Source organism: Arsenophonus apicola (genome assembly GCF_020268605.1).
Taxonomy (GTDB): domain Bacteria; phylum Pseudomonadota; class Gammaproteobacteria; order Enterobacterales; family Enterobacteriaceae; genus Arsenophonus; species Arsenophonus apicola.
On record NZ_CP084228.1, the window covers coordinates 1 to 22,439 of the forward strand.

The following is a 22,439-nucleotide window of genomic DNA, read 5'->3' on the forward strand; positions in this document are numbered from 1 at the left end:
TAAACGATAATATTAAGATTGACTTTAGTCAATCATTTTTTTATGTTATACCATAAATAAATAATCGTTGGAGCTAATTATGAATTGGTCAAAGGCTATTTTACAGTTAAAAGCAAAGTCAGGGGTTCAGACCAATAAAGATTTATATGAAAAAGCAGGAGTAACACCAAGTGCTTTTGCTGCAATAAAGAAAGGAACAGCTACATTTAAAAATGTAGAAAAACTATGTAGTGCTTGGGGTATAAAACCAAGCGAATTTATTTCATGGGGAGAATAATAATTAAATCATGTTGATTTTATTATATTTAATTAGCCAAATTACCGCTTTTTTGTAGGAGATTGATAGTTAATTTTGGTTATAAAAATAAATGTATAAGTAAAAAAATAATAGATTTTTGAAACCTAAATTAATGAGAATAATTAGCAATATAAAATTAAGTTATTGATTAATAATATAATTATTTTCATGTAAAGTTATTAACTTAAAAATAAAAACAAAAAATATTAGGCTCTTATGTTGATATAAAAAATAAAAGTTATCCACCGCAAAAATGTAGGAGAATTACCGCTTTTTTGTAGGAGAATTACCGCTTTTTTGTAGGGGCGTTTTAATATAAATAATTGTTTTTATTTAAAAATAATCATCTATAAAGTAGTAAAGATCTTAAAGTAAAAAAACAGAGTGTATCACTCTGATGGATTATAGGGGGTTTACTTTGTCAAATATGACACCTTGGCAGGATGAAAACAAAAAGTTAATAGTACATAGCAATGACCTAATTACCGCCAGGTATAATTTAGATATTGACGGCTTTCGAGCTTTAACGTTATTTTTATCGAAAGTTAATCAGAGACTAGAAAACCCTGGCTGGATTTCTTTTTCAGCTCATGAATTTCAAGTTACATTTGATATTAACAAAAAAAATATTTGGCGGTGCATGAAAAAGGCTGTGACTTCTCTTTCAAAGAGTCAAATTACTTTCCATGTGATAAATGGGAAAAAAGAGTCTTTCACCGTACTTAATTGGCTATCTGGCTATAAATATCAAAAAATTGAAGGTAAAGGCACAGGATTAAAACTAAGGCTAAATCCAGATCTTGACCCATTCTTATTTAACATTAAACATAATTTTTCTTGGTGTTTTCTAAACGCTATTACGAGCGTAAAAAATGTTATTTCTTTCAGAATATATATGTATCTTTTGAGTCATAAAAGTCACCCTCGTTGTAAAAAAAATAATTTTTTTGAAGTTGATATTTCACTAGATGATTTTCATGAATTATTCCCAGACGCAAGCTCACGTTTTGACAATCTAAAAAAAAGAACTATTGAACCAGCTATACAAGATATTAATGAGCATACAAACATATCAGTGCACTGGGAACCAATAAAACATGGTAGATCTGTTGTAGGAATGCGTTTTGGTTGCGTTGAAGAAAAATCAACAGCAATCCAGCCAAAGCGACCAAGACTAGCCAAGCGTCCACATGTAAAATCAGGCTCTCACGATGAAGGTCAGTGGATGAAGAAAAATGCTGAAATTCTCTATCAGTACGAGAAAGATTTGAAGAAATACGATCCTACGTTACGTTTAACTATGCCAGATTTGCGTAGAGCCGTAGAATGCTCAAAATATTGCAAGCAACATTGGCACGAAGAGAAGAAGCAAGAGTTGGCGATGAGAGAAGGCAAAAATACAAAAATAGCAGTTGCCAAATCTGAGCAAAACAAAGATATTACTTTCTCTGAAAAAGACTTGGAATTAATACAAAATATATGAATACAAATACAAAAACAAAGGAATCTGAAAGTAACATGATTTATTGTAGTGGTTGTGGTAAAGCAATTCACGAAACAGCACCAACATGCCCTAATTGTGGAGCAATTAATAAAAATGTAGAAGTAACAGGCACAAAGAGTCGGGTTGCAGCAGCAGTGCTAGCTTTCTTCTTGGGTGGTTTTGGTATTCACAAATTTTATTTAGGCAAAATATTGCAGGGATTTTTGTATTTAATTTTTTGTTGGACTTTTATCCCAACAGTTATTGCTTTCATCGAGTTTATTGTTTATTTGTGTATGTCAGACCAAGACTTTGCTAAAAAATACGGCTAAATTTAAATAAATACCCTCAATTTAACTTACAAATCAAGCACAACATGAACAAAACAGAACTCATCAGCAAAGTTGCAGAGAAATCAGGCTTAAGCAAGAAGGACGCAGAGAAGGCGGTTAATGCCTTCATTGAAGCTGTCACCGAATCTTTAAAATCCGGCAATGACGTACAACTCATTGGCTTTGGGAGTTTTCAGGTTAAGCAACGTGCAGCCAGAGATGGAAAAAATCCAAAAACAGGCAAACCACTTAAAATTGCTGCTGCAAACGTACCGAGTTTTAAAGCGGGTCAAAGACTCAAAGAAGCAGTTAAGTAATTCATGACCTACGACGCAAAGTCAATTCGTATTCTGCGTGAAGACGAAATCAAACAGTTTGACTGGCATTGGGCTGAGGAATTAGCCCACGAACACATTTTGCCCCTAGATTGGGTCAAACGCGGATTTGAAGCCTCAAGGCGATTAGGTATTGAACCGGATTTCTTCGTCAGTAAATACATCCTCAAACAAGACCTTCCCAAAAATGACGAATTCGAGCAAGTCTTCATTGAAGTGCTAAAGGAAGACAGAAAGAAGAGTCAGAATACCCTCTAAAACGCGCTGTAATCCATTCTGAGAAGTTTTCTCGATAAAAACGTAAATTCGTGCGTCAAAAAAATTTATCGGCTCTCATGATGAGTTTGGTGAGTTTTGCGTTTTTGGATTTCAAAAAAAAGCCAACCGCAAAAGTTGGCTAATTTGTTGAGGTTAATTTTCCAAAATTGACTCGTGGCAAATTCATCATAAAACTTCAATGAAAAATTTCAATTGTTTATTTTTCCTTTATTAATTGAGCTAATATTACGCTTTTTTAGTACCAAATTAACCTGTTTTTTATATTTGTTATTTTAAAATAAATTGGTACTATTAATGTGCATAATATATATTATTAATACATTAAGAGGGTATCATGATAGTACTAATTGGTAGCCAAAAAGGTGGGTGTGGAAAGTCAACAATTTCTGTTAATATTGCAGCAGAACTTGCAAAACAAAAAAAAGACGTAATCTTAGTAGATTCAGATCGTCAAGGAACTTCCGCTAATTGGATTTCTGATAGAAATAAACAAGTAGAAATACCAATAATTCACTGCATCCAAAAATTCGATAATGTTAGAGAAACGCTGCTTGATTTGGATAAAAGATATGAATTTGTAATAGTTGATACTGCAGGTAGAGACAGTAGAGAACTAAGAACAGGGATGACGACCGCAGATATACTTTTAGTGCCTTTCAGACCTTCACAACCTGATTTAGATACTTTACCTAGATTAGTAGAAATAATTACAGAAGCAAAAGATATTAATCCGAAGCTAAAAACTATCGCTATGTTAACTCTAGCACCAACAAATCCTGTCATAAATGAAATTCATGAGGCTCAAGAATATTTAAAAGATTATCCTGAACTCCTTCTAATGAATACAGTTGTTCGTGATCGAAAAGTTTACAGGGATTGCATGGGAGAAGGAAAGGGCGTTATTGAAATGGGTAATTTAAAAGCTAAAAATGAAATTCAATATTTAGTAAAGGAGCTTCTTACATGGTAAAACGCAGATTTCCTAATTCAGTAGAGAAAAAAATAGAAGAGTTTGCTTCTGCTGCTGACCAAATGATTAAACAAAAAAATGAGCTTAATAGTGAGGCTCGTCGTGATTACAAGGCTCTTCGCGTTCCATTTAATCAGTATGAGTATGAATTATTAGAAAGACTTTGCAAAAAAACTAAACGTTCTAAATTAAATATGATTCGATATGCTTTAAAATATTATGATGAAAATGATGTATAAGAAGCATAATACTGGTACTAATATTGTATATTTTTTATATCTTTTTTATTCCAATTTTCATAAAAAAGCACCAGTTAGAATACTGGTGCACAGTTTACTTAAGTAGAAGGGATTATCTTTCTCGTTAAGTATAGCTCATTTCAAAAATAGCAATTTCCGATTGCAAATTTAAAATTTAAAAAAAGTGAAAATTTTTTAATCACGTAAGTTATTGATTTTGATCACTTTATTTTAAGCTCAAATTTCACGTAAGTTATTGAAATAGATCGAATTATTGACACGGTAAAATTTCTGTTTACAATTGAGAAATCAATTTTTAGCTGTTTTTTTGTACGGCTTTTGCTCTTTCACAATTTGGGGTTTTTTCTCTGCGAGTCGCGGAGAACAGAATACCGTTTTTGTGTGTTCTGTTTTGGTGTTTTTTATTCAATAACGCCGCTATCCACATTTAATTAATTTGTGGAAATCGTATTTAAAATCTTCGTGTTTACGAGGTTTGTTATCGACTGAAATTAAGAAACATCAAAATATAGCGCTCAGGAGGAAAAATGCCCCAAGAAATCATTTTCAAAGAAAGTAAGCGTAATGCAAAAATCAGGCGAGAAATTAGAAAAATTGAGTTTCTTGCCAAGAAAGATGCTGAACGTGAATTTAACCAAAAACTCAAAAAAGCCTTTTGGCGACACGAAAATCCACGTCAGCAGTTACGGGATTTTCAACGACAGATAGTCGTTTACGCAAATCTGTTTATGGATCACCGCAAAAAACAGCAAAAACAAAAAATCATCGCCCAAAGAGCGCACATTGATGCGCTCTTTTTAAATTAAAACCTTTATTTGTCATTTTTCAACCACATCAGGCAATCACACTTTATTTCATATTTTTTATCATTTTTGCTGCTTCTGCTCAGTTCATCTGTCATTGGTAATTTAGGAAATCATATTTTCGTGGGGATTTGTATTGCTGTGATTACTGCCGTCAGAATGGAAAAATATTCCAGCCCCTTGTCGTATCTATGGGCTGGGGCGACAACTGCTATTGGCATTCTCACGCTCGAACAGTGGGTAGCTGTAGTGGGTATTGTCTGCACGATAGGGACATTTTTAATCAACGTGTACTACCGCAAAAAGGAGTACAAACTTAAGGAGCGTCAATATGAAAATACCGAAAAAAATATTGATGGCAATAGGCGGTAGTGCATTGCTTTTAGCGTCAAGCATGATAACCCATTTCGAAGGGCTGAGACTTAAGCCCTATTTCGATGGTGGCGGTGTGCTTTCTGTTTGTTACGGTCACACAGGTAACGATATTCACCGTAACCGGACTTACACACAAGAAGATTGTGATAAGTGGCTTGATGACGATTTGAAAGTGGTTAAACGGTATGTTGACCCGCTGGTCAAGGTCAATATCAACACACTGACTCAAGCAGCGCTTTATTCATTTGCTTACAACGTGGGTGTGGGAAATTTTGCCAAATCGACATTACTCAAAAAGCTCAACGCTGATGACCGAAAAGGCGCTTGTGAAGAAATGAAACGCTGGGTTTATGTCGATGGCAGAAAGTGGAAAGGATTAATGACCCGTCGGGAAATAGAGAGCGTAATATGTCAAGGAGACCTTACGCATTTGGCGTAGTGATTATTGCGGGGTTAATCGTCTGGGCGTCTTGGTTGTTGACATCCTTAAACGAAGTTAAGGCATTAAATAAAAACCTCACCATTGACCTCGATAAACAGATAGCCATTACCACTAATGCTTTTCAGTCAATGAAGGTAATCAATGATATTGCAAGAATTAATAGTGAGACCCGTCAGCGTAAAGCAGTTGACTCTGAGGCAACACAAGCAGCAATTAAAGCGCATGTCGTCCATCAGGATTGTGCCAATCGCATTATTCCTCATGGGGCTATTGTCGAGTTGCAGCAGCACACGAAACGAATACGTTCAGACGCCTCACATTCCGATACCCCCTTACCTACTCGCTGATTGCTTACCGCCAGCCATCACAGATATGATGACATGGCGTGATAGTCTGGTACTCAATGAGCAGTTACTGACAGTGATTGAGCTGTGTAATCTTGACAAACAGGCGATAAGGCGAATTGAAAAGCAGAGAGATGACAATTGAGAACGAAAAGCAGTACATCAAATCACAGTGTCAATGAATCAAAATGAGCTCAATCAAATTAATCAACACTCGCCACGGCTGCGATGTTATTCGTGTGCATTTTGAGAATGCAGTAGGGCGATTTCATAAAAGTTTTAAAACGTTGGATCCGGCTTGCCGTTTTCTTTTTTTGAGTGAATCTGAACGATTTTTGTCGATGACGGCAAAAGAAAAAGAGCAATGCCGAGACTGGCCTCTTCGTAAACTCATTCAGTTCTATGTGGGCAAAAAAGTCTCACAATGTGAAACAGGGCATTTACGGCAAAGTTCCCTTGATACGATTAAACATGCTTTGTTTTCAATTGACGAAACGTTGCAAGCAAAATTGACATCCTCCCCCACCTTCACACTTCGTGACTCAGGAGGGGGATTCCCGTTAGTCGGAGACTATCTGATCGCTCAGAAGCCTGGTTCCTGCTGCTGACGGCATTACTGCACCGTTCACTTCACAGGCTAACACGGCATGTCCTGCCGCTAAAATGTTACGAGCTCCGTTGATATCTGCGTTCTCTGTATACCCGCACTCAAGGCACTCGAATCTACTTTGTGATTGACGATTTTCTTTCGCTGTATGACCACAACATGCACACCGTTGACTTGTATATGCCGGAGGCACAGCTAATACCTGACCACCGCGCCATAGCTGCTTGTACTCAAGCTGACGGCGCATTTCATACCAACCCTGATCCAGTATCGAACGGTTAAGTCCTGATTTTGCCCTGACATTCCGTCCGTGCTGCTCTTGTGTACCTTTTGCCGATTTCGACATGTTACTGACCTTTAAGTCCTCAATGACGATCATCGCGTGGTTTTTGCTGATTTCACTGGTGACTTTGTGAAGGTAGTCTTTGCGGATATTGGTTATATGCGAGTGGAGACGTTGGATTTTTCGCTTCTGTTTTTTCCAGTTATTGCTGAATTTAACTTTACAGCTTAACTGACGCTGGAATTTCGCCAGCTTTTTTTGGTTGGTTTTAAAACTGTTTACAGGTTCAAACACTGTGCCGTCTGACAGCGTGGCGAGTCTGGTTACACCTGCATCCAAACCAATCATTGTTGCTGACGAATGAGGCTGAATGTCCATTTCCAGTTCGACCTGAAACGATATATACCAGTGTCCCGCATGTTGGCTAACGGTTGCGTTTTTAATCTTACCGTACAGCTTTTGCGACTGCCGGAACTTTACTCCATACCAAACCTGACGGTAATCTCACTCTGCCATTATCGAGCTGACAATATTTATCAAAATTAACAAAACGAACTGAATCACGCCCGTCATTTTTCCTTTTAAATACAGGAGCTTTTGCTGCCAGTTTTTTATCAAAGCAGCGTTTCCATGCCCCGTGCAGATCTTTGAGTTTCTGCTGAAGATTATCCGTGTAGGCTTCTTGCAAAAAGGAATGTTCCGGCTTTTTTTTCCATTCTGTGAGCATCCGATTTAGTTCAAACGCTGACGGTAGTTTACCGCCGGATTCAATAATGCGTTGCGTCTCTGCTAGCCCGTAATTCCAGATAAAACGAGCGCATCCGCACAACTGCCGCAAACGTTGCGACTGTTTTTCGGTTGGTTCGAGTCTGAATTTGTAGGCTTTTAGAATTAGCATTATTACTCAGTGTGTAGTAAATTATCTCACTATCTTACCGTATATCCGGTTAATTTCAATGCAAAAATATAAAATCAACCGTTCAAGACATGCAGCGTTTCTTTTACATGTTCACCTTGTCTTTGTGACTAAGTACCGAAAGAAAGTACTCAGTGGCTTGCACTACAAAGCATTTCATCAGTATGCAGGTGAAGTGTGTCGCGACTTTGGGGCTGATTTAAAGGAAAGTAACGGAGAGTCCGATCACGTTCATATGCTGATCGAGTACCCGCCCACAGTGCAGTTGTCAGTACTAGTAAACTCGCTGAAAGCGGTAACGTCTCGTCGTCTGCGTAATGAGTTTCTAGACTTGCGTGGGGCTTACGGCAAGCCAGTGTTGTGGTCTCGATCATACTTTGCAGGTTCGTGCGGGGGAGCACCGCTGGAAGTTGTTAAGCAATACATTCAAAATCAGCGTGGCTGATCATTCTTCGGGCTTTTCAAGCCCGACCAAATTCCCCTCCCACCTTATGTCGGTGGGAGTACCCTTTGGAGGTTAAGATGGCGTTAAATATTCGTCCTAGTGAATTTAACGGCTTACCCGAGAATACCCTTAAACATCTGCATTCTGCTTATTTGTTGTTAAAAGCAATGCGAAATATTGGCGTGAGTCCAATTCCAAAACTGAAAAAGAAAGTGAAAAAGCCTATTTTTATTCCGGCGTTTGGCAATGTGGAAGAGATGATCAAACAATCGCCTGTTCGTGAAAAGATAACTTTTATTTTGGCATCAAAATTGGGCTTGCGGATAAGTGAAATCTTGGCATTGGACTATAGCGATATTCGTGAACAGAGAATTTACATCTCAAAGCACTTAACGCGATATGGCATTGTAAATTTGGGGATGAAAGCGGATTTGCAAAGGATCTTACCGCTGCCAAAAGATTTAAAGCAATTTTTGGATAAAGAAAAGAGAGGAAAACCTATTCCATTGTTAATGTCAGACCGTCAATCTCGTTTGTCATTAACGTACGGAAGAAGTGGGATCATCAAAAAACGGTTATTGGAATATGAGATTGGTACATTTCATAACTTACGGCATTTTGCCGCGATTTCATTAATCCAAAGAGGCTACGGAATAAATGTCGTATCGAAAATGTTGGGTCATCAAAGTATCAAAATTACGCATGATACTTATGGACGTTTTTGTCGGTCAGTTTTGGACATAGAAATTTAACATTTGCGTTTATTTTTTAATCACAATCCAAAAGGGGTGGAAAGCGATCAAATTCAATAACCATGCGGTATTCAGTAGGATAATTTACAGAATAGCCAAAAACGCATAATTCCGCAGTCATAACTCCGCATTTTGAAAAATTGAAAAACCTAATAATCACAACGTATGAAGAGGGATTTTTTTCGCATAAGTCCGCAAAATAAGTCCGCACCCAAAACGGCTAATTTTACGAATGTTGCACAAGTGTTAACAAGAGGTTGTCATGTCACGGAAAGCTAAATATCAAAAAGCGTATATTGACGACGTGATCAACTTGTCTTTGGTGAAAGGAAAAGTATCAAATCATTTCATTGCAAAGTGGCTGCACGTTGACGAAAAAACCGTTAGGAATTGGCGAAAGGATTATTGCGAGTTTGATCATGCTTTTCATCATGCTGCGGATATTTTGAAAAAGGAAATTGCCGAAACGGCAAGGCAAAATACCAAAATGCGAACACGCAAAATCATTAAAAAAACACCGGTTGGCGAAACGACTACGATAGAAGAAGTATTGCCTAGTCACAATGATATTGCTGTGTACAAAAAGATGGGGATCAACGAAGTCTTCTTTAACGAAGAAAAGCAACAACAAAAAGAATATTTAAGATCGATACTTGAGCGCAAAAAAACGGGTGAAATGACTGCACTGGAAGCAGCGCAATTTTTAGAGATAGAAGGTATACCTGTCCCCAACACGCTATTGCTCGAAATTAAGCAATCATCAAATTTCAATGAATCGGAAGATATTTTCCCTTCTGTTATCCACGTTAACGCCGGAAGTTTTAGCAATGACGAAAGAAATAGCAATTGATATTCCACCAAAATTAACCGCCGTGTTTAACGGGAGTGCCCGTTATCGCTGCGCTTACGGTGGGCGAGGAAGTGGAAAAACACGTACCTTTGCATTGATGTTGGCGGTTAACGCTTTCAATGCAGCAAGGGTGGGGAAAAAAGGCGTGATACTTTGTGCGCGTGAGTTCATGAACTCCCTTGAAGATTCCAGTATGCAGGAAGTGAAACAGGCAATCCAAAGCGTCAGTTGGCTCAATGCCTTTTGATATTGGTGAAAGATATATTCGTACCAAAGACAAGCGAATTTCTTTTGTCTTCTGTGGTTTAAGACACAACTTGGATAGCCTGAAATCAAAATCATCAATTTTGTTCTGCTGGATAGATGAGGCTGAAAACGTACCAGAGTACGCATGGCAAAAATTAATCCCTACGGTGCGAGAAGAAGGCTCTGAAATTTGGGTTACTTGGAATCCAGAGCGAAAAGGGAGCGCAACCGATGTACGCTTTAGGCAGAAAAAGCCAAGTAACTGTATTTCAGTTGACCTTAACTACAATGATAATCCGTGGTTTCCTGATGTTTTGGAGGAAGAACGGAAAAATGACCGGATCCGGCTTGATGCCAATACCTATGCATGGATTTGGGAAGGCGCTTATTTAGAGAATTCGAATAAGCAAGTATTGAATGGAAAATATGATGTTGTTGAGTTTGATCATGATCTCTGGAAAAAAGCAGACCGATTGTTGTTTGGTGCCGATTTTGGTTTTTCAAATGACCCTAGTACCCTGATCCGCAGCTTTATCCTTGGTGACTGTCTGTACGTAGAATACGAAGCCTACAGGGTCGGTGTGGAATTGGACGCATTACCTCATTTCTATCAAGCGATACCGGAAGCAACACGTTGGCCAATTAAAGCAGACAACAGCAGACCAGAGACTATCAGCTACTTAAAACGACAGGGTTTTAATATTGCTCCGGCATCCAAATGGAATGGTAGCGTAGAAGACGGCATCGCGCACCTACGAGGCTTCAAAAAAATCATTATTCACCCGCGATGCAAACACACAATTGAAGAAGCGCGGCTATATTCGTACAAAATTGACCGTAATACGGGTGATGTTCTGCCTGTCATTGTTGATGCTCACAATCACTGTTGGGACGCAGTGCGTTATTCTTTGGACGGGTATATCAAAGGCTCAGTCTCTTTTTTGGATACGCTATAGTGTATTGCTGGGAGTACAAAAACGTTCGGTTTCGTACACCCAAAAAAAGAACCGTACAAAAATAGGTTAAATTGATTTCGTACACCCTGTATAATAAGTACATCTATTTCGTACAGGAGAAATAAATATGTCACGGGTTTTTGCCTACTGCCGAGTATCCACCTTAGAACAGACCACCGAAAATCAACGCCGAGAAATTGAAGCAGCCGGATTTAACATTAAACCGCATCGAATTGTCGAAGAGAATGTTAGCGGTTCGGTGGCTGCTAATGAAAGAAATGGATTTGTCAGATTAACAGACAGGTTAGAGCCTGATGATATTCTTGTTGTCACAAAATTAGATCGATTAGGCAGGAATGCAATTGATATTCGCAAAACCGTTGAAAACCTAGCCTCATTAGGTGTTAAAGTTCACTGTCTTGCATTAGGTGGCGTCGATCTCACCAGCCCAGCCGGAAAAATGACAATGCAGGTGATTTCTGCTGTTGCTGAATTTGAACGGGATTTGCTAATTGAGCGCACTCAGGCAGGAATAGTCAGAGCAAAAGCACAGGGTAAAAAGCTCGGCAGACCTCGATCACTGGACGACAAACAAAGAGAAGAAGTGATATTGCATTTAAAAAACGGTCAAAGCATCAGTTCTCTTGCAAAAATCTTTAATACAACCCGACAAACGATCATGCGAATAAGGGATGCGGAATTTGCTACGGCAAAATATGGGGTTCCGGCGTAGAACCCCTAGCAAAAGAATTTGGCGCATCACGCGAAACCATTTATCGGTATTTGCGGACTGGCTAGGATTGAGGTAGTAGCCTATGAACTTCAGGTCGTGGTTTCTGAGATGCTTGCCAAAGTTCATATTGAGTTTGCATTTCGATCCACATTTCAGCACTTGTACCAATTGCCCTTTCTAGTCTTAAAGCCATATCAGCAGAAATACCTGAATTACCATTCAATATACGAGAAAGAGAGACTCTAGTAACACCTAATGCTTTTGCTGCCTCAGTCACTGAAACGTGGCTTAAATATTCACGTAAAACGATTCCTGGATGAGAAGGGTTATACATTCTAGTCATAATTACCTCAATGATAGTCTTGATAATCAACAAGGATCACGTCCTCACCTTCAAATTTAAACGTTAATCTCCAATTTCCATTAACAGATATTGCCCAGTGACCTTTTAGCGATTCTCCTTTTAATGGATGCAACTTCCAGCTTGGGGCTGACATATCAGAAGGTTTTTTTGCGACGTTTAAGGCGGTTAATTGCACTCGTAACTTTACAGCATGTTTAGCTTGAATCCCTGAAGTTACACCTGTTTTAAAAAATCGCTCAATCCCTTTGTGACGAAAATTCTTAATCATACATCACCTTGTAAAATGTATATATACACTATACAAGATGGTGATAAAAAAATCAATATAAGAGGTTGTATGTTCCTTTCTCTTAAACGAAAAAAATCACCCCAAAAACTCGCCGATGGCGGATTGGATAACCTGATGCGTGAGGTGAATGCGATAGGGTCGTCCACGACGACATTACCGTCCAGTTTTGCTGCACTTGGCATAACAGGTGCGGGCTATTTTGAAACCGACAAAGGCTTGGCGTGGCTCTATGAGCGTGTGTCGATTGTGCGGAAATATATCAACAAAACGTCAGGAGACTGTATCAAGCACTGGCGTACCGTGCGTTTTACGGGCGATGATGAAGAACGAACGGAACAGCTTAATGATGTGTTCACGGGCGAAGAAAAGCGCCTTAACATCAAAAAGCACGCAGAACTGTCGTTAAAACTAGCTTCACTCTACGGCGGTAGTCTGTTAATCGCGGTGACCGATGAGGAAAATCTGGAAAAGCCGCTCAATGTGAATAACGAACAACTAAAAGGCTTTTTGGTCGTCCGGCAAGGCGAGTATCGCATTCGCAAAATCGCTACCAACATTTTTAGTCCGTGCTTTAACAAACCGTTATTGTTTGAATTAAAAAGCGATGAAAAGATACTTGTTCATCACTCCCGTTGTTGTTTGACAGTCGTTAATCAAATTACCAATAGCACCGTTAGAGCGAATGAAAAAGCCAATGATGGTAAAAGCGATATTTTGGCGTTTATCGCTGATTTGCTTGGTTACCTGTACGTCAATGATGAAGTGCTCGGCATGTTGCGTGAGATGAAGTCCGATATTTTCTTGCTGAAAGATTTGAACACGGGGATCACCAACGGAAGAGGCAAAGAAATTATCGACTGGCTGCAATTGGTATTGCAAGCCAAGAAAAGACACAACGTGTTGATGCTGGATGCAGACAGCCAGTATGAGCAAAAAGAGTTGTCGCTGGCAAATGTTTCAGACATCTGGACAAAAGCGCAAGACCGATTGGCGATTGCGATGGACAGACCGAAAACGATTTTGTTTGGCGATGGGGCAGCCGGATTTTCGACCGGACAGGAAGATTTGCAATCTTACTACGACACCATTTTCAAAATTCAAGAATCCCGTTTGCGCCCGATTATTAACTTCTTCGACAAATTCATTTGTGCCAAGCATGGCATTAGCGAAACGGAAGTCGCCTTTGAATTTGTCCAGATCATAACGGAAAACAAAGCCGAGTCTGCCACCAATCTGAATACCGTAACCACGGCATTAATGCTATTGCTGGAACACGGCGTGATTGAGCCACAAGACGCGCTCAATGAGTTAAACCGTCGTGAGCTGGTTGACGTGAAAAACGTACCGGAAGTGACGATGATGGCAAATATGCTCGGTGAGGAGGATGACCGTGAATTTACCACCCAAGGGAAAATTAACGGGGAGGGAGTGTAAAAAATTCACCCCAACGCCCCACGATAGTCTATTTAAGCAGTTTTTAAGTGAAAAAGAGACGGCAAAAGATTTCTTTACTATCTGGCTACCGGATGAGATTAAATCACTTTGTGATTTAAATAGCCTTAAATTGGAATCCGGCTCATTTATCGATAGTGAGATGAAAAATTACCAGAGTGATATTTTGTACTCCGTTAAAACCACAAAAGGAAAAGGTTATTTCTATCTCCTGATTGAACACCAGTCTACACCCGATAAGCTGATGGCTTGGCGACTGATGCGTTATTGTATGGGCGCAATGCAAAAACATTTAGAGGCGGGCCACAAAAAATTACCTTTGGTATTTCCTATCCTCTTTTACACGGGTGAGAAAAGTCCTTATCCCTATAGTACAGATTGGTTCGACTGCTTTAGTGGGCGGGATATTGCCGAAAAGATTTATACCAAACCGTTTAAGTTAGTGGATGTCACCACACTTAATGATGGTGAAATCATGCAGCACAAACGAATGGCTTTGCTTGAGTTAGTCCAGAAGCACATTCGCAGACGGGATATGACCGAGCTTTTGAGTGAAATTGTCAAATTATTATCGTATAATTATTACTCCGATAATCAGGTGATAACGTTGTTTAATTACCTCATTCAGGAAGGGAATGCAAAAAGACCAATGGAATTTATCACTGAAATAGCAAAACAATCAGAAAAACACGAAGGAGCACTTATGACAATTGCTCAACAAATTGAACAAATGGGTATTCAAAAGGGCAAACTGGAAGGCATGCAAGAAGGCATCCAGAAAGGCAAGCTGGAAGGCGAAAAACAAGCCTCCCTAAAGATTGCACGGCAAATGCTGGAAAGCGGCATGGACAGACAATCGGTGATGAAATTCACAAGCCTTACGGATTCTGAGTTAAAAAACCTGTTCAAAGACTAAAATGACCGAGCGGCAGAAATTAAGCCTCAATCGCCCTAGACGGGCTTCTGAAGAAATGACGCCTAAATCCTCACCGGTTTACCGAAAAAAGGTCTGGGTGAATCCTACGCCCATAAAACAGGTGAAAAACCAAAACCCCAAAAGCCTGTTAAGCCAGTGACCCAAAAGCGGGTCGTAAAGCCTCAACCTGTTGTTAAGGTTAAAATCCCAAAACCACCGAAACCGCCTAAAAAACGGTTGCCGTTAGCAGAAGCAATTTCCCAAATCAGCATTTTTTGGCCAGCCCTGTTTCCTGAACATCAGCTGAGACCGATGAAAATTGGTATTCAGCAGGATATGTGGCAAGAAGTGAAGGAAAAGTGCTTACCGATAACCAGAAGGCGTTTAAGAGCCTGTTTAGGCAGTATTGGACACCACGCTAATTATCGCGCCCTTATCCACTGTTCCACTGCTCCCCAAACCCCCAAAATCAATATTAAATCCAGACATGATATTTAACTCTAAACTTTAATTATAAGAAAACACATAATTAGTTAAAAGATTAAAATACAACAAGTTACGATCAATTTTTGTGAATGCTTTAACATTACCTTATAATTTCAACTTATTAAAAATCTGTACAACTAGATTTTGTTTATAACAGGTATAGCTAATTCAGACTGCGTCGTAGAAAAGTATTTCTAAGGGCACCTTTTATTGAGTTATTAAGAAATGATTATCAAAGACCTGATCTTTGCAATAGAGCCAGTTATTCTAACTAAAAATATTATAAAAGATTTTGTAGTACATCATTTTTCATGATTTTAAAGCTAAATATTAGTTATCAAACACTTTATAAACCGTTGACCTCGCAATCTTTAATTGACGGGCAATTGTTGTTGCTCCTATTCCCTGAGAACGTAGTTGTCTAATTTTTTCTCGATCAACACTACGTTTACGTCCAAATTGAACGCCTTTTAATTTCGCTTCCATGCGGCCTTCGTTTGTTCGTTCTAAAATACGTTGGCGTTCTGCTTGAGCCACGGCTGATAAGATGGTGACTATCATTTTGCCCATCGTACCTTCGGTGCTGATACCATCATCTAAAAATCGTATCGCCATCCCATCTTGGTCAAACTCTTTTATTAACTGGATCATATCGGCACTGTTGCAAAGATTGTAATGCGGTAGCTTTATTTGTTGGTGAAGGTCTTAAATTTCAAAGACTCTATTCACCAGACTCATTTCTACCAGAGGATGATCAAAGTAAAATGACTCCACCTGACCTTTACGCAGCGCCCGCATCACTTCTATCCCTTTTATCTTGGCATAAGTTGTCTTCATCGATTTTAAACCCCAGCTTGGCACTGACTATCCGTTTCAGTTTGCCATGATCGCATTCGATAATGTTATTTCGGTACTTAATCTGTTGGTGTTCAACGTCAGACAGACATTGGCCTTTACGTTTGAGCTGAACAAGCGCACGAGCGTATTAATTTCTGATACTCTGTTAATACAAATTAAAATAATAAATCTATAATAGTAAATAAAATTTAATGAAGTAAAAGTTTGAAAATTTTATCTCAAGAAAATATAAATAAAAACCAAGTTAGTAGAGATTTTTTTTATTGATAAGAATTTATTGTTTATTTAGTATGTTGAATATATTTTTTGATGTCTCCATATTTTTAATTATAAGAAGTACTCATTTTTTATAAATCAATTAGATAAAATTTAACGTGGTTAATAGATATAAAATAGAATTTATTATAGTTACTTCATACTAGAATTATGGGAGGTTATACTATTTTTAAGAATTAAATTATACCAATAAATTATATAAAAAATCCAATTCCACATTGACCCAGCAATATCACTATTAATATAAATTAATAATGTATAATATTCTGAAAATTATTAATAATAAATATAATCTTACAAAAAAAAATAAAAAATAGATATTATTTTTTTTACTTACATAATTATCGAAATAAATTTAAATCACTGCTTATATTATAAATATAAATAATATACCATGTAAGAAAACGTCAATTAATCAATGGAGTCTGATTTAATGGAAAAATATAATATTATCTTGAAGGTTAATAATGAAGTAATTAGCTCATTAAAAGATAGAATTTTGACTTTTAAAAAAAATTATATTAAAGATGATTTTCTAAAAAGTTTTACCTTCATTTCAATAATTAATGAAGAAATGTTAAATTCAACTAATAAATCAAATTCCGTAAATTTTGAAAATATAATAGGAATTTGTCAAATTAAAGATGCGGAAAAGCTCTCTTTAAGTGAGATGGAAAATATTATAGAAAAATTATCAACCTATGATTTTGTTGAATATGCTTATATTAAAAAAAACTCACCAATGGATTTGCCTGTACAACTTGAAACTGACGTCATTGAGCAACTTGTTGCTAATAATATTCCAGATTTTAATCCTATGCAGGGATTTAAGGATGGCATAACACCTAATTTCATCGGGATTGATATTAAATATGCATGGAGTTTGGGTATTACGGGACAAAACATTCAAATTGCTGACATTGAACATGGTTTTGATTACGAACATGTGAATTTGAAAAGAAAAGAATTTGTTGAATTAACCACAAGAAAAGATCATCATGGAACGGCAGTAGCCGGTATTATGTTTGGCAATGATATTGGTTCAGGCATAAAAGGAATGGTTCATGGTGCAGATAAATTTTATGCATTATCAGAATTAGATTTAGGTCGTGCTCATGGCATCACTATTGGCTTGAAATTATTAAAACCTGGCGATGTTTTTGTTTATGAAATGCAAACTCGTGGTTTTGATAATAAATATGTTCCCGCAGATTTTGATTATTATGTTTGGGAGATTACACAAGAAGCGCTTAAAGCTGGCATTATTGTTATAGCAGCAGCTGGAAATGGTAATGCGAACTTAGATTCCGATGTTTATTTTGAATATAGAAATCGCGACGATAATGGCATTATTCGTGTAGGCGCTGGCAATGAACTTTTATATAAAACGAATTTCAGTACTTTTGGTAGCATGGTGCATTTACAAGGATGGGGAGCTTGGAATATTGTTACTACCGGTTATGGTGATTTATATGATGATCTTTCAAACAATAAATATACGCGCTCTTTTTCAGGAACATCCTCAGCGACACCGATAGTCGCCTCTGCTGCGGTTGCGGTACAATCTTGGTATAAAAAACAAACCGGTGATGTTCTTACTCCACATGAAATGAGAGCTCTCTTAATTAAAACTGGAACTCCACAAAATTATTTCTCCAATAAAAAAAATGGACATATAGGTCCTATTCCGAATGTTCGTAATGCTATCAATGAATTAAAAAATATTTTAAGATTATCGGAAGGCTCTTTAATTAACATAGTTATTGATGGTTCAAATAATTATAAAAGGGGTGAAGAAATAGTATTATCAGCAGAACAATCTACATCAAAAGTTGGTAACATTGTTTCCTATTTTTGGAAATTACCTGATGGTCTCGCTTCTGATTCGCAAAATCAATCAATTCTCAACTTAAAAATACCAAGTGGTATTAAGATTAATAATTTTTCAATTTTTCTTACTGTAAAGGATTCTCTCGGAAACAGTGCAAGTATAAATCATACTATTATTATCGATTATGACGATAATAATGATAAATTGGCAGAATACCCAATATGGGAAAGGAATAGAACATATCTTAAGTATAATAAGGTTAATTGGAAAAACAAAATCTGGGAAGCTGCATGGTGGAGTTTTAATGATGAACCAGGGCTAGTTTATGATGGTAAAAATACGGGTCCGAATCCCTGGAAAGAAATTAAATAATATATCAATTTAAAAAATGAATTTTTTGGTATTTAACTCACATTATATGTATTAGTAAAATAAGTTATCTTAAACAATTGTCATAAACTTATTATTAAGGCATAAATGTGAGTTTCTTGATAAAAAATTATGGTAAAAACTGGCTCTGTTAAATTTATGGAGTGTGATTAGATTTATACGATGCGTTATGTTTTCAGGTAACCAAAGAACACAAGGCATTTACCAGTCAAAGAATTTGTTGTTTATGGAACATATGCAGTATCTCTACCCTTTGCAGTAAAAAAATTTACTTTTCGATAAGTTTTAATAACAAACATAGCATGATAATGCTATTTTTATAGCAATATTGTATTATTTTATCGTAAATTCAGACTAATTAAGCGAAAATAATTGCAGGAAGATTAGCATTACTTTTATCATTATTCGCTTTTTTAGGAGAGGTATTTTGATGGATAGCTTTTATCAAAAGGTTTAAATGTTTGTCTGATAATACACTTGACATCCTCCCCCACCTTCACACTTCGTGACTCAGGAGGGGGATTCCCGTTAGTCGGAGACTATCTGATCGCTCAGAAGCCTGGTTCCTGCTGCTGACGGCATTACTGCACCGTTCACTTCACAGGCTAACACGGCATGTCCTGCCGCTAAAATGTTACGAGCTCCGTTGATATCTGCGTTCTCTGTATACCCGCACTCAAGGCACTCGAATCTACTTTGTGATTGACGATTTTCTTTCGCTGTATGACCACAACATGCACACCGTTGACTTGTATATGCCGGAGGCACAGCTAATACCTGACCACCGCGCCATAGCTGCTTGTACTCAAGCTGACGGCGCATTTCATACCAACCCTGATCCAGTATCGAACGGTTAAGTCCTGATTTTGCCCTGACATTCCGTCCGTGCTGCTCTTGTGTACCTTTTGCCGATTTCGACATGTTACTGACCTTTAAGTCCTCAATGACGATCATCGCGTGGTTTTTGCTGATTTCACTGGTGACTTTGTGAAGGTAGTCTTTGCGGATATTGGTTATATGCGAGTGGAGACGTTGGATTTTTCGCTTCTGTTTTTTCCAGTTATTGCTGAATTTAACTTTACAGCTTAACTGACGCTGGAATTTCGCCAGCTTTTTTTGGTTGGTTTTAAAACTGTTTACAGGTTCAAACACTGTGCCGTCTGACAGCGTGGCGAGTCTGGTTACACCTGCATCCAAACCAATCATTGTTGCTGACGAATGAGGCTGAATGTCCATTTCCAGTTCGACCTGAAACGATATATACCAGTGTCCCGCATGTTGGCTAACGGTTGCGTTTTTAATCTTACCGTACAGCTTTTGCGACTGCCGGAACTTTACCCATACCAAACCTGACGGTAATCTCACTCTGCCATTATCGAGCTGACAATATTTATCAAAATTAACAAAACGAACTGAATCACGCCCGTCATTTTTCCTTTTAAATACAGGAGCTTTTGCTGCCAGTTTTTATCAAAGCAGCGTTTCCATGCCCCGTGCAGATCTTTGAGTTTCTGCTGAAGATTATCCGTGTAGGCTTCTTGCAAAAAGGAATGTTCCGGCTTTTTTTTCCATTCTGTGAGCATCCGATTTAGTTCAAACGCTGACGGTAGTTTACCGCCGGATTCAATAATGCGTTGCGTCTCTGCTAGCCCGTAATTCCAGATAAAACGAGCGCATCCGCACAACTGCCGCAAACGTTGCGACTGTTTTCGGTTGGTTCGAGTCTGAATTTGTAGGCTTTTAGAATTAGCATTATTACTCAGTGTGTAGTAAATTATCTCACTATCTTACCGTATATCCGGTTAATTTCAATGCAAAAATATAAAATCAACCGTTCAAGACATGCAGCGTTTCTTTTACATGTTCACCTTGTCTTTGTGACTAAGTACCGAAAGAAAGTACTCAGTGGCTTGCACTACAAAGCATTTCATCAGTATGCAGGTGAAGTGTGTCGCGACTTTGGGGCTGATTTAAAGGAAAGTAACGGAGAGTCCGATCACGTTCATATGCTGATCGAGTACCCGCCCACAGTGCAGTTGTCAGTACTAGTAAACTCGCTGAAAGCGGTAACGTCTCGTCGTCTGCGTAATGAGTTTCTAGACTTGCGTGGGGCTTACGGCAAGCCAGTGTTGTGGTCTCGATCATACTTTGCAGGTTCGTGCGGGGGAGCACCGCTGGAAGTTGTTAAGCAATACATTCAAAATCAGCGTGGCTGATCATTCTTCGGGCTTTTCAAGCCCGACCAAATTCCCCTCCCACCTTATGTCGGTGGGAGTACCCTTTGGAGGTTAAGATGGTTATTAATATACATTTAATTACTACACCTTTATTCTATCGCTTATTAGCTTTAGTTCAATAGAAACATCCTTTCACTATGACTATCTTCTGGATAAGGTATCTCTATTAAACAAAGTGGTTGAGATACAATTCTTAATTATTATACGGTAAACCACCGCAATTATGTTTGTAATATTTTCAATAAAATTACGATTAGTATTTTGAAATAAAATAAAGCCTTTAAGTTTTAATTTAAAAACACACATAAATTTTATCAGGATAAAAATCATTATGATAATACATGATTTTATACAATAATTTCATTATGTTAGTATGATTTTTATGATTTATATTCCATTCTTGAATTGTTGTAATCAGGCAAAATAAAATTCTCCGATTCAATTTGCAAATATAAAAATAAATTTGTTTAATTCGAAAAATATTATATGATTGAGTAATTAATGGAGTGCCTAAAATATGAGAATTGCAAAACTTTACATATGTTTATTTACTATTTTTCTTAGTAGCTGTGACTACTCTCGTTCTTATGAAAAATATAACTACGTAAGAATAAATGCTATGCCAGTCATAATTGATGAAATATATGCCATACAATCATTTTTTGACGGGGAAGGAAATGATATTAAGAAAAATCAATTATGTAATTTGGTTTTTAATGAAATGAATAATCAAGACAAAAAAAATCAATTGAATTTAAGTGTATATAACGTTAATAAAGAAAAAGCAAATCAAAATTTTATTCATATCGCAAGAAATGGGAATGATGTTCAAAAAATATCAACCGCTTGCGCCGCGTATATTTCTTCAATTATTTATACCATCCCTGATATAAATTTATTTATTCTTAACAAGAGAAGAAAAGCTTCAGAGATGGTAAAACTTGATGAAAAAGCAATTATAAATCTTATCCCTTTAAGATTAGCCATAAGCCGTGTAAATGCAGAAATTTTTTCCAGTATTGCTCAACAATTAGCTAATGAGAAAAACGCGACAATGGATAATTACCGAGCGAAAATAAGACTCCTTTTTGAGCAACAATCCTTAAATTATCTTGAACGTTTAAAGAATTATTATAATCAAGAATCCATGAATAAATTTCAACTATTAATATTCAAGAAGGGACGTTTAATTTTCAATAATAATAAAGGATATTTATTTGATGCAAGTAACGGTAGTGTTGATCTTTTATGGTATGGCACACCGTGGTTTTCTCAAGGTAAGTTAATGGGTAATCAGTATAACATCTATCTTAGAGATAATTAATTACTAAATTAACTTATTTTACGGCAAATATATTTGCTATCATGACTTTAATATTATAAATTATTAAAATAATTTAAGATTAAAATTTCAGAGAGTGGTTTACCTCATGTATTATATAATTTGAAGAATGAAATAAACTATATTCATTTAATAAAACCTAAATATAATCTAAATGATTCCTTTATTTTTTTAATTTTTGTATTAATTATAAAAAATTAAGCTATAGTATTACGAAAATTTTTCGATATTAAATTTCTCTCACTTCCATTAAATTCAGAAATTTACATCATATTTAATGAACATAATA

28 protein-coding genes and 5 pseudogenes are annotated in these 22,439 nt (G+C 37.2%); 26 read left to right on the forward strand and 7 right to left on the reverse strand.

What is annotated here, in order from left to right; genetic code table 11:
• Positions 1–79: 79 nt before the first annotated feature.
• The 13 genes from LDL57_RS17485 (at position 80) to LDL57_RS17540 (ending at position 6,529) form a co-directional block, all read left to right on the forward strand.
• Positions 80–277, forward strand: a complete 198-nt coding sequence (locus tag LDL57_RS17485) for a helix-turn-helix domain-containing protein (RefSeq protein ID WP_225508033.1) — start codon at positions 80–82, stop codon at positions 275–277.
• A 448-nt stretch (positions 278–725) separates the two neighbouring features.
• Positions 726–1,781 carry a replication initiation protein gene (locus LDL57_RS17490; protein WP_225508053.1) on the forward strand — a complete coding sequence of 352 codons (1,056 nt, stop codon included), beginning with the start codon at positions 726–728 and terminating at the stop codon, positions 1,779–1,781.
• Positions 1,778–2,113, forward strand: a complete 336-nt coding sequence (locus LDL57_RS17495; protein ID WP_225508035.1) for a TM2 domain-containing protein — start codon at positions 1,778–1,780, stop codon at positions 2,111–2,113. Before LDL57_RS17490 ends, LDL57_RS17495 begins: the two co-directional genes overlap by 4 nt.
• Positions 2,114–2,145: 32 nt before the next feature.
• Positions 2,146–2,430 (forward strand): non-specific DNA-binding protein Hbs, encoded by a 285-nt coding sequence (gene hbs / locus LDL57_RS17500; protein ID WP_225508055.1) that lies wholly within the window; start codon positions 2,146–2,148, stop codon positions 2,428–2,430.
• Positions 2,431–2,433: 3 nt separating this feature from the next.
• A complete protein-coding gene (locus LDL57_RS17505; protein WP_180558380.1) occupies positions 2,434–2,706 on the forward strand; it encodes a hypothetical protein in 273 nt (90 codons plus the stop codon).
• A gap of 355 nt (positions 2,707–3,061) precedes the next feature.
• A complete protein-coding gene (locus LDL57_RS17510) occupies positions 3,062–3,697 on the forward strand; it encodes an AAA family ATPase (RefSeq protein WP_180558379.1) in 636 nt (211 codons plus the stop codon).
• A complete protein-coding gene (locus LDL57_RS17515) occupies positions 3,691–3,936 on the forward strand; it encodes a ribbon-helix-helix domain-containing protein (RefSeq protein ID WP_180558378.1) in 246 nt (81 codons plus the stop codon). Before LDL57_RS17510 ends, LDL57_RS17515 begins: the two co-directional genes overlap by 7 nt.
• A gap of 548 nt (positions 3,937–4,484) precedes the next feature.
• Positions 4,485–4,763: a hypothetical protein gene (locus LDL57_RS17520; RefSeq protein ID WP_225508037.1), complete on the forward strand. Its 279-nt coding sequence runs from the start codon at positions 4,485–4,487 to the stop codon at positions 4,761–4,763.
• Positions 4,764–4,883: 120 nt separating this feature from the next.
• A complete protein-coding gene (locus tag LDL57_RS17525) occupies positions 4,884–5,132 on the forward strand; it encodes a phage holin family protein (RefSeq protein WP_310740204.1) in 249 nt (82 codons plus the stop codon).
• The gene (locus LDL57_RS17530) at positions 5,092–5,574 is read left to right on the forward strand and encodes a lysozyme (protein WP_225508039.1); all 483 of its coding nucleotides are present in this window, start codon (positions 5,092–5,094) and stop codon (positions 5,572–5,574) included. Before LDL57_RS17525 ends, LDL57_RS17530 begins: the two co-directional genes overlap by 41 nt.
• Entirely contained in the window at positions 5,544–5,924 is a 381-nt protein-coding gene (locus LDL57_RS17535) for a DUF2570 family protein (protein WP_180560432.1), read from the forward strand. The genes LDL57_RS17530 and LDL57_RS17535 overlap by 31 nt, the downstream gene beginning before the upstream one ends.
• Positions 5,839–6,066, forward strand: a complete 228-nt coding sequence (lysC, locus tag LDL57_RS18335) for an Rz1-like lysis system protein LysC (RefSeq protein ID WP_441293617.1) — start codon at positions 5,839–5,841, stop codon at positions 6,064–6,066. Before LDL57_RS17535 ends, lysC begins: the two co-directional genes overlap by 86 nt.
• Positions 6,067–6,109: 43 nt before the next feature.
• Positions 6,110–6,529, forward strand: a complete 420-nt coding sequence (locus LDL57_RS17540; RefSeq protein ID WP_225508041.1) for a hypothetical protein — start codon at positions 6,110–6,112, stop codon at positions 6,527–6,529.
• Here the strand turns inward: LDL57_RS17540 and LDL57_RS17545 are convergent.
• Positions 6,482–7,709: pseudogene (locus tag LDL57_RS17545) on the reverse strand (RNA-guided endonuclease InsQ/TnpB family protein). The gene LDL57_RS17540 and the pseudogene LDL57_RS17545 overlap by 48 nt on opposite strands.
• A 58-nt stretch (positions 7,710–7,767) precedes the next feature.
• Between LDL57_RS17545 and tnpA (LDL57_RS17550) the strand changes: the two are divergent.
• The 6 genes and pseudogenes from tnpA (LDL57_RS17550) to LDL57_RS18275 all read left to right on the forward strand — a co-directional run bounded on the left by tnpA (LDL57_RS17550) (position 7,768) and on the right by LDL57_RS18275 (position 11,774).
• Positions 7,768–8,172, forward strand: a complete 405-nt coding sequence (gene tnpA / locus LDL57_RS17550) for an IS200/IS605 family transposase (protein ID WP_225505529.1) — start codon at positions 7,768–7,770, stop codon at positions 8,170–8,172.
• 77 nt (positions 8,173–8,249) lie between these two features.
• Complete coding sequence (locus LDL57_RS17555; RefSeq protein WP_225508043.1) at positions 8,250–8,924, forward strand: tyrosine-type recombinase/integrase; 675 nt, start codon at positions 8,250–8,252, stop codon at positions 8,922–8,924.
• Positions 8,925–9,186: 262 nt separating this feature from the next.
• Entirely contained in the window at positions 9,187–9,774 is a 588-nt protein-coding gene (locus LDL57_RS17560) for a hypothetical protein (protein WP_180560434.1), read from the forward strand.
• Positions 9,752–10,976 (forward strand): annotated as a pseudogene (locus LDL57_RS17565) (PBSX family phage terminase large subunit). Before LDL57_RS17560 ends, LDL57_RS17565 begins: the two are co-directional and overlap by 23 nt.
• Before the next feature lie 127 nt (positions 10,977–11,103).
• Complete coding sequence (locus tag LDL57_RS17570; RefSeq protein ID WP_180560436.1) at positions 11,104–11,709, forward strand: recombinase family protein; 606 nt, start codon at positions 11,104–11,106, stop codon at positions 11,707–11,709.
• Positions 11,691–11,774: a helix-turn-helix domain-containing protein gene (locus tag LDL57_RS18275; RefSeq protein WP_370520691.1), complete on the forward strand. Its 84-nt coding sequence runs from the start codon at positions 11,691–11,693 to the stop codon at positions 11,772–11,774. The genes LDL57_RS17570 and LDL57_RS18275 overlap by 19 nt, the downstream gene beginning before the upstream one ends.
• Here LDL57_RS18275 and LDL57_RS17575 read toward each other — a convergent pair.
• Together LDL57_RS17575 and LDL57_RS17580 are read right to left on the reverse strand one after the other, a co-directional pair.
• A complete protein-coding gene (locus tag LDL57_RS17575) occupies positions 11,771–12,052 on the reverse strand; it encodes a HigA family addiction module antitoxin (RefSeq protein ID WP_180560437.1) in 282 nt (93 codons plus the stop codon). The genes LDL57_RS18275 and LDL57_RS17575 overlap by 4 nt on opposite strands.
• A gap of 7 nt (positions 12,053–12,059) precedes the next feature.
• Positions 12,060–12,341 (reverse strand): type II toxin-antitoxin system RelE/ParE family toxin, encoded by a 282-nt coding sequence (locus LDL57_RS17580; protein WP_135678479.1) that lies wholly within the window; start codon positions 12,339–12,341, stop codon positions 12,060–12,062.
• Between the two features lie 69 nt (positions 12,342–12,410).
• Between LDL57_RS17580 and LDL57_RS17585 the strand changes: the two genes are divergently transcribed.
• Genes LDL57_RS17585 through LDL57_RS17600 form a run of 4 tightly spaced genes read left to right on the forward strand, consistent with a single transcriptional unit; the run spans position 12,411 to position 15,228 of the window.
• Positions 12,411–13,796: an anti-CBASS protein Acb1 family protein gene (locus LDL57_RS17585; RefSeq protein WP_225508045.1), complete on the forward strand. Its 1,386-nt coding sequence runs from the start codon at positions 12,411–12,413 to the stop codon at positions 13,794–13,796.
• Entirely contained in the window at positions 13,753–14,730 is a 978-nt protein-coding gene (locus tag LDL57_RS17590; RefSeq protein ID WP_225508047.1) for an Rpn family recombination-promoting nuclease/putative transposase, read from the forward strand. The genes LDL57_RS17585 and LDL57_RS17590 overlap by 44 nt, the downstream gene beginning before the upstream one ends.
• 1 nt (position 14,731) lies before the next feature.
• The gene (locus LDL57_RS17595) at positions 14,732–14,890 is read left to right on the forward strand and encodes a hypothetical protein (protein ID WP_225508049.1); all 159 of its coding nucleotides are present in this window, start codon (positions 14,732–14,734) and stop codon (positions 14,888–14,890) included.
• Positions 14,887–15,228 (forward strand): ProQ/FINO family protein, encoded by a 342-nt coding sequence (locus tag LDL57_RS17600; RefSeq protein ID WP_225508051.1) that lies wholly within the window; start codon positions 14,887–14,889, stop codon positions 15,226–15,228. Before LDL57_RS17595 ends, LDL57_RS17600 begins: the two co-directional genes overlap by 4 nt.
• Positions 15,229–15,546: 318 nt before the next feature.
• Here LDL57_RS17600 and LDL57_RS17605 read toward each other — a convergent pair.
• Together LDL57_RS17605 and LDL57_RS17610 are read right to left on the reverse strand one after the other, a co-directional pair.
• Positions 15,547–15,879: pseudogene (locus tag LDL57_RS17605) on the reverse strand (recombinase family protein); the annotation flags it as partial.
• Positions 15,880–15,921: 42 nt separating this feature from the next.
• A pseudogene (locus LDL57_RS17610) lies at positions 15,922–16,201 on the reverse strand (DDE-type integrase/transposase/recombinase); the annotation flags it as partial.
• Positions 16,202–16,783: 582 nt separating this feature from the next.
• Here LDL57_RS17610 and LDL57_RS17615 point away from each other — a divergent pair.
• Entirely contained in the window at positions 16,784–18,553 is a 1,770-nt protein-coding gene (locus tag LDL57_RS17615) for a S8 family peptidase (protein WP_225508029.1), read from the forward strand.
• Positions 18,554–18,929: 376 nt separating this feature from the next.
• On the opposite strand, the gene LDL57_RS17915 is transcribed toward LDL57_RS17615, so the two are convergent.
• A complete protein-coding gene (locus LDL57_RS17915; protein ID WP_255653939.1) occupies positions 18,930–19,055 on the reverse strand; it encodes a hypothetical protein in 126 nt (41 codons plus the stop codon).
• Positions 19,056–19,099: 44 nt separating this feature from the next.
• Positions 19,100–20,324: pseudogene (locus tag LDL57_RS17620) on the reverse strand (RNA-guided endonuclease InsQ/TnpB family protein).
• A gap of 58 nt (positions 20,325–20,382) precedes the next feature.
• Here LDL57_RS17620 and tnpA (LDL57_RS17625) point away from each other — a divergent pair.
• Positions 20,383–20,787, forward strand: a complete 405-nt coding sequence (gene tnpA / locus LDL57_RS17625) for an IS200/IS605 family transposase (RefSeq protein WP_225505529.1) — start codon at positions 20,383–20,385, stop codon at positions 20,785–20,787.
• 538 nt (positions 20,788–21,325) lie between these two features.
• Positions 21,326–22,132: a hypothetical protein gene (locus tag LDL57_RS17630; protein ID WP_180560405.1), complete on the forward strand. Its 807-nt coding sequence runs from the start codon at positions 21,326–21,328 to the stop codon at positions 22,130–22,132.
• Positions 22,133–22,439 lie beyond the last annotated feature (307 nt).